9 protein-coding genes and 1 riboswitch are annotated in these 10,281 nt (G+C 66.5%); of the genes, 6 read left to right on the forward strand and 3 right to left on the reverse strand.

Going from position 1 to position 10,281, the window contains the following annotated elements:
- Positions 1-16 precede the first annotated feature (16 nt).
- Together ET21_RS0107860 and ET21_RS0107865 are read right to left on the reverse strand one after the other, a co-directional pair.
- A complete protein-coding gene (locus tag ET21_RS0107860; protein WP_237751508.1) occupies positions 17-2,095 on the reverse strand; it encodes a prolyl oligopeptidase family protein in 2,079 nt (692 codons plus the stop codon).
- Positions 2,096-2,115: 20 nt separating this feature from the next.
- Complete coding sequence (locus tag ET21_RS0107865; protein ID WP_030539230.1) at positions 2,116-2,415, reverse strand: hypothetical protein; 300 nt, start codon at positions 2,413-2,415, stop codon at positions 2,116-2,118.
- Positions 2,416-2,517: 102 nt separating this feature from the next.
- Positions 2,518-2,627, forward strand: a riboswitch (TPP riboswitch).
- Positions 2,628-2,677: 50 nt separating this feature from the next.
- Here ET21_RS0107865 and ET21_RS0107870 point away from each other — a divergent pair.
- Together ET21_RS0107870 and thiC are read left to right on the forward strand one after the other, a co-directional pair.
- A complete protein-coding gene (locus tag ET21_RS0107870) occupies positions 2,678-3,085 on the forward strand; it encodes a DUF2065 family protein (protein WP_030539231.1) in 408 nt (135 codons plus the stop codon).
- Between the two features lie 11 nt (positions 3,086-3,096).
- The gene (gene thiC, locus ET21_RS0107875) at positions 3,097-4,944 is read left to right on the forward strand and encodes a phosphomethylpyrimidine synthase ThiC (protein ID WP_030539232.1); all 1,848 of its coding nucleotides are present in this window, start codon (positions 3,097-3,099) and stop codon (positions 4,942-4,944) included.
- A gap of 125 nt (positions 4,945-5,069) precedes the next feature.
- On the opposite strand, the gene ET21_RS0107885 is transcribed toward thiC, so the two are convergent.
- Positions 5,070-5,753, reverse strand: a complete 684-nt coding sequence (locus ET21_RS0107885) for a helix-turn-helix domain-containing protein (RefSeq protein WP_030539233.1) — start codon at positions 5,751-5,753, stop codon at positions 5,070-5,072.
- Positions 5,754-6,112: 359 nt separating this feature from the next.
- Here ET21_RS0107885 and ET21_RS26500 point away from each other — a divergent pair, with 359 nt between their 5' ends.
- The 4 genes from ET21_RS26500 to ET21_RS0107910 form a co-directional block, all read left to right on the forward strand.
- Positions 6,113-6,454: a hypothetical protein gene (locus ET21_RS26500; protein WP_021237151.1), complete on the forward strand. Its 342-nt coding sequence runs from the start codon at positions 6,113-6,115 to the stop codon at positions 6,452-6,454.
- Positions 6,455-6,511: 57 nt separating this feature from the next.
- A complete protein-coding gene (locus ET21_RS0107900; RefSeq protein WP_030539235.1) occupies positions 6,512-7,783 on the forward strand; it encodes a TolC family protein in 1,272 nt (423 codons plus the stop codon).
- A complete protein-coding gene (locus tag ET21_RS0107905; RefSeq protein ID WP_030539236.1) occupies positions 7,780-8,925 on the forward strand; it encodes an efflux RND transporter periplasmic adaptor subunit in 1,146 nt (381 codons plus the stop codon). Before ET21_RS0107900 ends, ET21_RS0107905 begins: the two co-directional genes overlap by 4 nt.
- 2 nt (positions 8,926-8,927) lie before the next feature.
- On the forward strand, positions 8,928-10,281 hold a 1,354-nt coding region (locus ET21_RS0107910), incomplete at its 3' end, for an efflux RND transporter permease subunit (protein WP_193378965.1).

The raw sequence follows: 10,281 nt of genomic DNA on the forward strand, positions 1-10,281 counted from the left end.
GTGCCGGACCGTTGTGCTACTCGCCTTCCAGTTCCCGCGCGAAATAGACCATCTGCATCGCCTGCAATCGCGCGCTCTGCTCTATGTCGGCGTCGCCGGAATGGCCGCCCGCCATGTCCTCGTAGAAGAGATAGGGCAGGCCGAATTCCTTGAGCCGGGCGGCGAACTTGCGCGCATGCTGGGGACCGACCCGGTCGTCCTTGGTCGTGGTCCAGATATAGGGCGTGGGATATGTCACGCCCTTGCGGATGTTCCGGTAGGGCGAAATCCTTTCCAGAAACGCCTTTTCCTCCGGCACCGTGACGCTGCCATATTCATCGACCCAGGAAGCGCCTGCCGCGATCTGCTCATAACGCACCATGTCGAGCAGCGGCACCTGGATGGCGACCGCTTTCCAGAGGTTGGGATGCTGGTTGAACTGCACGCCCATCAGCAGTCCGCCATTCGATCCGCCATAAATGCCGAATTTTGATGGAGAGGACAGGCCGCGCGCGAAAATGTCGCGCGCCACGGCGGCGAAGTCATCATAGATGATCTGCCGCTTCGTCTTGCGCCCCGCCTCATGCCAGGCCGGTCCGAACTCCCCGCCGCCGCGGATATTGGCGACGATGAAGCTGTTGCCCCGCTCCAGCCACAGCTTGCCCATGATGGCGGCGTAGCTTGGCGTCAGGGAGATTTCGAAGCCGCCATAGGCGGTCATGATCGCCGGTGTCGATCCGTCGCGCTTCATGTCCTTGCGGTGGATGATGAAGTAGGGGACCTTCGTCCCATCACTCGAAACCGCCTCATATTGTTCGACCACCAGCCCCGAAGCATCGAAGCGGGCGGGCATGGCCTTGACCTGCGCCGGGGCGGGATCCGCCGCGTTCATCGCCCACAGGGTCGTTGGCGCAAGGAAGCCCGCGACGCTCAGATACACACGATCGTTCCGGTGCGTGGCCGCCACGGTGCTGATCGTCGCATTGTCCGGCAGCTTCACCGGCTCAGACGTCCAGCCGTCCGCGCCGGAGGCGAAGGTCAGCACCCGGCCGCGCACATTGTCATTGATGGTCACGACCACACGGCTTCGCGTCGCCGCCACGCCGTCTATCGACTGGCGGGCGTTGGGCGCGAACAGGATGCGCGGCGTCAGCACTCCTCCCGCCTTCAGGTCGCCGAGCGGCACGCTGGCCAGCGTGCCCGCGGGCACGGTCACGCCGCCGCTCACCCATGGCTCGCTGGTCTGGATCAGCAATTGGCCCTGCATCAATCCTTGCAGGCTGCTCCTGGCGGGCAAGGGCAGCTTCTTCGCGCCCTCAGGCGTCAGCAGATAGGTCTCGTTGCCGAAGAAGGTCACGCCCCGGACCAGGAAGGCGGCGCGGTTCCCGTCGCCATCGGACAGGACCATGGGATAGACGCCCAACTGATCCGCCGGGGAACCGCGATACACCTCGACCGCCTCGCTCAAAGGCGCGCCCCGCTTCAGCGCCTTAACGACGAAGGGATAACCCGACGCGGTCATCGTGCCTTCGCCCCAGTCGCGCGCCAGCAGCAGCGTGTCCTGATCACGCCAGTCCACATTCTGCTTCGACACCGGCACGTTGAAGCCGCCCTCCACGAATCGTCCCGCTTCCAGGTCGAATTCGCGCAGGGACACGGCGTCCTCACCGCCGTCCGACAGATGGATGAGCGCCAGCCGTTCTTGCGGATCGAGGATGCTCGCGCCCTTCCACACCCACTTCCGGCCTTCCGCCTTCGACAGCGCGTCGAGATCGAGCACGGTCTGCCAGCGGGGCTGCGCCGACGTATAATCTTCTTCGCTGGTGACGCGCCAGATGCCCTGTGGGTGATCGGCATCGCGCCAGAAATTGAAGATGCGGCCGCCGATCATCATCGGCATGGCGATCCGGTCCTTGGCCGACGCAATGGAAAGCGCCTGTTCGTAAAAGGCCTTGTAGCGGCGATCCCCCTGCAACGTCGCGACGGTCGCCTTGTTTTCCGCCTCCACCCACTGCATCGCGCGCGGGCCGGTCCAATCCTCCAGCCAGACATAGGGATCGTCGGCCGGGGCGGGAACGGGCGCACCAGCGGCAGCGAGCAGGGTGGCGGAAACCATCGTCATCATCCTCTTCAAAATCATTCGGCTTTGATCCTGTCGATCAGGGCGGGGCTGGCAAGGCGCTGCCGCACATAGCGCCGCCGCAGCAGGACGCTCGCCGCCAGCAAGGGCGCTCCCGCAAGCATGCAGAGCGCCCCCAGCATCGGCGGCCACAGCCCGAACAGGCTGTGCACGTCGAGCGCGGATGGCGTCAGCAGCAGCAGGAATCCGGCGGTCAGCAGCCACAGTCCGTAGCGGCGCGGCCTGACCGCGATCATCCGCATGTCGTGCCGCCACGCCTTGCGCCCCTGCCGTGTGGTGAGATCGGGATGCTTCATGGCTTTCATCACTGCGTAAATGCATGGCCGCTGTCCAGCGCTCCTATCGCAGGTATGTGTCGCGCAGGGGCTTTCCCTCACGCGCGCCATGGGCTATTCGGGACATATCCCCGGGGGACCGCTCACAGGCGGTTGAGAGGCGGCTGACGTGGCCGCGACCCGCTGAACCTGATCCGGCTAAAACCGGCGTAGGGAGGGACGGTTTGTCACGAGCAATCCGCGCCCTTCTTCCGCCCCGCGACGAAGAGGAGGACGGACTGCCATGGACACGATTTCCGTTCTGACCCTGCGCCTGGCCGAAGCCATCGGGCTATACATGATGGTCGTAGGCATTGGCGGTCTGGTCGCGCCCGCGCGCTGGCGGGCGATGATGGACGATCTGGAGCGCTCGCCCGGCCTCGTCATCGCGCTCGGCTTTCCCGTCTTCGCGGTCGGCGCCGCCCTTGTCCTGATCCACAGCATCTGGACCGACCCGCTGGCCGTGATCGTCAGCCTGATCGGCTACATCGCGCTCATCGAAGGCGCGCTGCTGCTCGCCGTACCCGCGCCGCTCATCAGGATCGGCCGCTGGTCGTTGAACTTCACCCGCGCCTGGGCGGCCGTTTCTATCGTGCTGGGCATCCTCCTCTTCCTCGCTGGCCTTACCGGCCGCGCCACCGTCATCGCCTGAAAGGAACCAACATGGCCGATATTCCTGCCCGCACCGAAATGCGCGTGACGACCGGCCCCATCCGGGGCAGTCGCAAGATTCATGTCGGCCCGCTCAAGGTCGCCATGCGTGAGATCGACTTGGAACCGGGCAGCGGCGAGCCGCCGGTGCGCGTCTATGACACGTCCGGCCCCTATACCGATCCTGATGCGCGCATCGACATCATGGCGGGTCTGCCCGCGCTGCGCCGCGACTGGATCATCGGCCGCGGCGATGTCGAGGAATATGACGCCCGCGCGATCAGGCCGGAGGATAACGGCCTAAAGGGGCCGGATCGTTCAGGCGGTGTCCAGCCCTTCCCCAATGTCGTGAAGCGCCCGCTGCGCGCCAAGCCCGGCATGAATGTGTCGCAGATGCACTATGCCCGCCGGGGCATCATCACGCCGGAAATGGAATATGTGGCGGAGCGCGAGAATCTGGGCCGCGCCCGCCTCGCCGAATATGTGCGCGACGGCCAGGATTGGGGCGCGTCGATCCCCGACTATGTGACGCCCGAATTCGTCCGTGACGAGGTCGCGCGCGGCCGGGCGATCATCCCGTCCAACATCAATCATCCTGAAAGCGAGCCGATGGCGATCGGCCGCAATTTTCTGGTAAAGATCAACGCCAATATCGGCAACAGCGCCGTGGCCTCCGACGTTGCGAGCGAAGTCGACAAGCTGGTCTGGTCGATCCGCTGGGGCGCGGACACGGTGATGGACCTCAGCACCGGCCGCAACATCCACGACACCCGCGAATGGATCATGCGCAACTCGCCGGTCCCGATCGGCACCGTGCCCATCTATCAGGCGCTGGAGAAGGTCGGCGGCATTGCCGAGGAACTGACCTGGGAGATTTTCCGCGACACCCTCATCGAACAGGCGGAACAGGGGGTCGACTATTTCACCATCCATGCGGGCGTTCGCCTGCCCTATATCCCGATGACGGCGAAGCGCGTCACTGGCATCGTCTCGCGCGGCGGGTCGATCATGGCGAAATGGTGCCTCGCTCATCACAAGGAAAGCTTCCTCTACGAGCATTTCGACGAGATCACCGAGATCATGAAGGCCTATGACATCGCCTATTCGCTGGGCGACGGCCTGCGTCCCGGTTCGATCGCCGACGCCAATGATGAGGCACAGTTCGCCGAACTATACACGCTGGGCGAGCTCACGAAGCGCGCCTGGGAACAGGATGTGCAGGTGATGATCGAAGGGCCGGGCCATGTGCCCATGCACAAGATCAAGCAGAATATGGACAAGCAGCTTGAAGCCTGCGGCGAGGCGCCCTTCTACACGCTCGGGCCGCTCACCACCGATATCGCGCCGGGCTATGACCATATCACCAGCGGCATCGGCGCGGCGATGATCGGCTGGTACGGCACGGCGATGCTCTGTTACGTCACGCCCAAGGAGCATCTGGGCCTGCCGGACCGCGATGACGTGAAGGTGGGCGTCGTCACCTACAAGCTAGCCGCTCACGCCGCCGACCTTGCCAAGGGCCACCCCGCCGCCAAGGTCCGCGACGATGCGCTCAGCCGCGCGCGCTTCGAATTCCGCTGGCGCGACCAGTTCAACCTGTCGCTCGACCCCGATACGGCGGAACAATATCACGACCAGACGCTACCTGCCGAAGGCGCGAAGACCGCGCATTTCTGCTCCATGTGCGGCCCCAAATTCTGCTCGATGAAGATCACGCAGGAAGTGAGGGACTTCGCCGCCAAGCAGAACCAGCCGAGCGATCAGTTCCTGGCCGTAGAGGACGCGGAAAAAGGCATGGCCGAAATGAGCGAGGCGTTCAAAAGCAAGGGCGGGGAAATCTACCTTCCGGCAGCGGAATGATGGACGCAGGGGTGGCCGTAACGGCCGCCCCTCCACTGGTCAAACCGCTGAGGGAAGCCGCCGCCAGCCTCCTTACACTGAGCCACTGCCCGAAGTTCCAGGGCCTTCGCCACTGGCAGAGATGATCAAAAGTCGATGGAGATGTGCACCATCGACGGCTCGACGCCCGCGATGGCCGCTATCCGGCTTCGGGCTTGATCGATCGCATCATGCAGCGTGTTGGAACGCTGTTCAGGCTCCTGCCTTGGCGCGGCGGTAGCCATGACGGTGCCTTCACCGCGCGAAAGCTGTTGCTCGGTCAGGCCGAAGATATCCGCCAAAACCAGCAGGTTTGAACGGCGTGGAACCGTCTTCCCCGTTTCCCAGGCCCAGATGCTCGGCTTGCTGAAGCCGGTCCGCTCCGACAGCGCTGCCCGGCTCAGCCCGGATGCCCGGCGCAGGCGGAGAAGCCGGTCGGCCAATGCCTCCTCCTTTTCCACCGGCGGCGCGGCAACAGCGCTCCGCAGCTTCGTGGCGCTGACAGCCGCCTGTGGCAGCGGCTCTTCGAAACGGCAGCCGAAAAGCGCGCCGTCACGCCATACGACACGCGCCGCCCTGTTATCTGCTTCGGGTAAGGACACGGTGACAACCTGCCCAATATCCAGCCGTGCCTCCGTCTCGATCAGCATGCCCGCCGTGGACAGGTCGTGTATGACGACATTTGTCCCCTGGTCGAGCGAGCCCGGCAGTTCCAGACGAATACGCCAGCGGACGTCCTTGCGCTTGTCGCCAGGCACTGCCGGTTGTTCCATGATCGCAGAGATGGACATAGGTGCAATGCTCGCATTCAGCGGTTTCTGGAAGGTTAAGAGAGATTACGCCGGCGCGTGCGAATGGCGCAACTGATTTGACATTTGGATGAGAGGCCGAAGGGCGATCTTCCAAGTTTGTCGATTTCAACAAGAATCTGTAGCGGCGAAGGGATTCAGGCCCTCGACCCCAACCTTGGCTTACGCTTCCTAGCCAATTCCATTCCTCCTGCGTGGTTCAAAATATTGGTCGATCGAACCACCCAGAACCGGGCAGATCAGCGCTTGATATCGACCTCCGGGGAGGCCATGCCCAACGACCTGGTGGTGCAGTCTGCCCCAAGATGTTCAAAGCGGCACTTCCGTGCCAGGAGTTGTAAATGGTCCGCACCCTGGCCGCGATCTTGATGTGCTTTGTCGCGCTGTCATTGACGGCGGGTGCCATCGCGCATGCCGCGGAGTCAGTCGTTGTCTGCGTTGACGCGGACGTCGTGCCTGACCTCGCCCGCGATGGCGGCGGTAGCGATCGAGCTCCCTCGGACGATAACAAAGCCACACCACATCAGCATGGCGGATGCCACGGGCATCATCAGGTTGCGGCACCGGTAGACGACGATCTCAGCGCGAACTTGTCGCTGAGTGCGTCGCTGCCTCCCATCGGCAACGCCAGGGGTCTCGTTTCGTCGGGCATGGACCCGGCGCTCCGCCCTCCCAAGGCCTGACGATTCCGACCTGACCCCTTCACCGGGGCTTTCTGGAATCGTCAGGAGTCTTCTATCATGCACCGATTGCCCGCGGCTCTGTTGGCCGCGATGGCTTGCGCGAGCGTCGCGCAGGCTCAAGAGCCACCGTCGGCGGAAGCCAACCCATCATTCACCCTCGGCCGAGCGCTCGAACTGGCGGGCGCAGCGTCCCCGTCGCTTGAAGCCGCCTCGGCGGACATTCAGGCGGCGGAAGCCGGACGCCGCGTCGCGGGGCTGCGCCCCAACCCGAGCATCACTGTGGAAGCCGAGAACGTCACCGGCTCCGGCCTCTATAGCGGGATCGACAGCCTGGAGGCGACCACCTCGCTGACGTTGCCGGTCGAACTTGGCGGCAAGCGTGCCGCCCGGATCGCGGCCGCCGATGCGCACACCGGCCGCGCCGCTATTCAGGCGGTGATCGCGCAAGCCGATCTTCGACTTGCGGTCATTCGCGCCTATGCCGAGGCCGCCGCTGCGGAGCGGCGGCTGGTAACCGCGCGCGACCAGGTGCGGATCGCCGCCGACGCGCTGCGTGCCGCGCAGGTCCGCGTCCAGGCGGGCCGCGCCTCGCCCGTCGAGGTCCGGCGCGCGGATGTCGCCCGGATCAATGCCGAGGCGGCACTGGCGCGCGAGGCGCGCGCGGTCGAGATCGCGCGCTACAGCCTGTCGCGGATCGTCGGACAGCCGGTCACGGGCGAGCTTGATGCCGGCTGGTTCGCGCAGGTGACCGTGGCCGCTGCCGGCCCGCTCCGTCCGATCGAGAGCGGCGGCACCCTGGCGTTGGCCGCGACCGAGGCCGACCTAGCCATCGCCACCGCCGGGGTCCGGCTTGCCCGTTCGCAGCGGGTGCCCGACCTGACGGTCGGTGCCGGTGCCCGCCGGTTCGAGGCGACGGGGGACATGGCGGCGGTCTTCAGCCTGTCGATCCCGCTGCCGCTGTTCGACAATGGCGGCGCGGCGCTGTCGCAAGCGGCGGCCGAGCGGAAGCGGGCCGAAGCGCAGCGCCGGGTCACCGCGCTGGAGGTCGAGCAGGCCATCGCCCGCGCGCAGGCCGATGCCGCCAACGGCGCCACCAGCGCCACGGCCGCCAGCGGTCCCGCGTTGGCGGCCGCCGAGGAAGCGGCGCGGATCGCCCGCATCGGCTACCGGGAAGGCAAGTTCGGCCAGCTCGACCTGCTCGATGCCGAGCGCACGCTTGCCGAGACCCGCGCCGCCGCGATCGACGCGCTACTCGCCTACCACATCGCCCAGGCGCAGCTCGAGCGGCTGACCGCACGCGCGCCCGCCATTCAGGGGGACAGACCATGAAGAACCGTTTTGGGGCGGCCCTGCCGCTCATGCTGGCCGCATTGTTGGTCGCGGGCTGCTCGGGCGGTGAGTCCGTACCCAAGGACCAGAATACGGCCGAAGCCGAGGAGCAAGGCCATGGCGAATCAGGCGAGATCGCGCTGACGCCGCAGCAGATACGCGCCGCGGGCATCGAACTGGTCCGCGCGATGCGCGGCGGCGGCGGGGCGCTGACGCTGCCGGCGACGATCGAAGGCGATCCGCAGCGCATGCAGGTGGTGTCGGCCGCGATCGGCGGGCGCGTCGTTGCCCTCACCCGCAATCTCGGCCAATCGATCGGGCGCGGGCAAACGCTGGCGGTGATCGAAAGCCGCGAGGCGGCCTCGCTTAACGCCGGGATCGAGGCGGCTCGAGCGCGGCTGGAACTCGCCGAATCGAACCTGCGCAGGGAGCAGCGGCTGTTCGACCAGCAGGTCTCGCCCGAGCAGGACCTGATCGCCGCGCGCACGGCGGCGGCCGAAGCGCGGATCGCGCTGCGCCTCGCGCAGCAGCAGGCCGCCGCTGCCGGCGGCCGCGTGGGCGCGCTCAACCGCGTCGGCATCGCCTCGCCACTGCCCGGCCAGGTGATCGCGCGCAGCGTGACTCTGGGGCAGACGGTCGCGGCCGACGCCGAGCTGTTCAGGGTCGCCGACCTCTCGCATGTAGCGGTAACCCTCGCCCTCTCTCCGGCCGATGCCGGCAAGGTGCGACCCGGATCGGCGATCGAGATCGTCGCCGGGGACCGCAGGTCGGCGGCGCGGGTGAGCTTCGTCTCGCCGATTCTCGACGAGGCGACGCGGCTCGCCACGGTGATCGCGGTCATCGACAACCGCTCGGGCCAATGGCGTGTCGGCGAGCCGGTGACCGCCTCGATCCGGCTGGCCGACAGCGGCACCGGCGCGGTGCTGGTCCCGCAAAGCGCGGTGCAGACCGTCGAAGGCCGCTCGACGGTGTTCGTGCGCACCGCGCATGGCTTCAGGGCCAACCCGGTCACGCTCGGCGCGCCGAGCGGCGACAATATCGTCGTGGCTTCGGGCCTCACCGGCGACGAACAGCTCGCCGGTGCCAACAGCTTCACCCTGAAGGCCGAGCTCGGCAAGGGCGAAGCGGAGCACGGGCACTGATCATGATCGACCGCATCGTCACATTCTCCGTCGAGCGGCGCTGGCTCGTCCTGCTGCTTACGCTGATCGCCATGGGGGTTGGCGGCTGGGCGCTGTCCCGGCTGCCGATCGACGCCGTTCCCGACATCACCAACAACCAGGTGCAGGTGAACGTCACCGCGCCGGCGCTCTCGCCCGAACTGGTCGAGAAGCAGGTCGCCTTTCCGATCGAAAACGCGCTCGCCGGGGTTCCCGGCCTCGAATACACGCGCTCGCTGAGTCGCAACGGCTTTGCCCAGGTGACGGCGGTGTTCAGCGACTCCACCGACATCTATTTCGCGCGCCAGCAGGTCGCCGAGCGGTTGCGGGTCGCCGAGGAGAGCCTGCCCGAGGGGGTGGTCCCGACAATGGGGCCGATCGCCACGGGCCTGGGCGAAGTCTATATGTGGACCGTTCACTTCCAGCATCGGCCGGAAGACACGCATAAGCCCGGCGAGCCGGGCATCCAGCCGGACGGCAGCTACATCACGCCCGAAGGCGACCGGCTCGTCACCGAAGCCGACCAGGCGACCTATCTGCGCACCGCGCAGGACTGGATCGTCGCCCCGCTGCTCAGGAATACGCCGGGCCTCGCCGGGGTCGATGCGATCGGCGGCTATGTGAAGCAGTTCCAGGTCGTGCCCGACGTGCAGCGCCTCGCCGCGCTCGGCATGAACCTGTCCGATCTGGCCCGCGCGCTGGAGGAGAACAATGCCGGCATCGGCGCCGGGGTCGTGGATCGCGGCGGCGAAGGGCTGGCCGTCCGCTCGGACGCGCGCATCCGCAATCTGGGCGAGTTGGCAAGCACCGTCATCGCCACGCGTGCGGGCGTGCCGATCCGGCTGGACCAGGTGGCGCAGGTGCGCCTGGGGCAAGCGATCCGCTATGGCTCGGCCTCGGAGAATGGGCAGGAGGTGGTCGTCGGCACGGCGATCATGCGGATCGGCGAGAACAGCCGGACGGTGGCGACCGCCGTCGCCGGACGGCTGGAGGAGATCAACGCCTCGCTGCCGACCGATGTGGTGGTCCAGCCGGTGCTGGACCGCACGGCGCTGGTTGAGTCCACGATCAAGACGGTGGCGAAGAACCTTGCCGAAGGCGCGCTGCTGGTCATCGTCGTCCTGTTCGTGCTGCTCGGCAATTTCCGCGCGGCGCTGATCGCGGCGCTGGTGATCCCGATCACCATGCTGCTGACCAGCTTCGGCATGCTGCGCGGTGGAGTCTCGGCCAACCTGATGAGCCTGGGCGCGCTCGATTTCGGCCTGATCGTCGACGGCGCGGTCATCATTGTCAATCGGCGTCCAATCGGTACCCCCAATCGGCGCGCAAAAGGGACCC

This window comes from Sphingobium sp. DC-2 (genome assembly GCF_000722555.1).
GTDB classification, from domain to species: Bacteria; Pseudomonadota; Alphaproteobacteria; order Sphingomonadales; family Sphingomonadaceae; genus Sphingobium; species Sphingobium quisquiliarum.

Bases quoted from the DNA above. Each gene is read 5' to 3' on its own strand.
- ET21_RS0107860 (WP_237751508.1), bottom strand. From the start codon at position 2,095: ATGGTTTCCGCCACCCTGCTCGCTGCCGCTGGTGCGCCCGTTCCCGCC.
- ET21_RS0107865 (WP_030539230.1), bottom strand. From the start codon at position 2,415: ATGAAGCATCCCGATCTCACCACACGGCAGGGGCGCAAGGCGTGGCGG.
- ET21_RS0107870 (WP_030539231.1), top strand. From the start codon at position 2,678: ATGGACACGATTTCCGTTCTGACCCTGCGCCTGGCCGAAGCCATCGGG.
- thiC (WP_030539232.1), top strand. From the start codon at position 3,097: ATGGCCGATATTCCTGCCCGCACCGAAATGCGCGTGACGACCGGCCCC.
- ET21_RS0107885 (WP_030539233.1), bottom strand. From the start codon at position 5,753: ATGTCCATCTCTGCGATCATGGAACAACCGGCAGTGCCTGGCGACAAG.
- ET21_RS26500 (WP_021237151.1), top strand. From the start codon at position 6,113: ATGGTCCGCACCCTGGCCGCGATCTTGATGTGCTTTGTCGCGCTGTCA.
- ET21_RS0107900 (WP_030539235.1), top strand. From the start codon at position 6,512: ATGCACCGATTGCCCGCGGCTCTGTTGGCCGCGATGGCTTGCGCGAGC.
- ET21_RS0107905 (WP_030539236.1), top strand. From the start codon at position 7,780: ATGAAGAACCGTTTTGGGGCGGCCCTGCCGCTCATGCTGGCCGCATTG.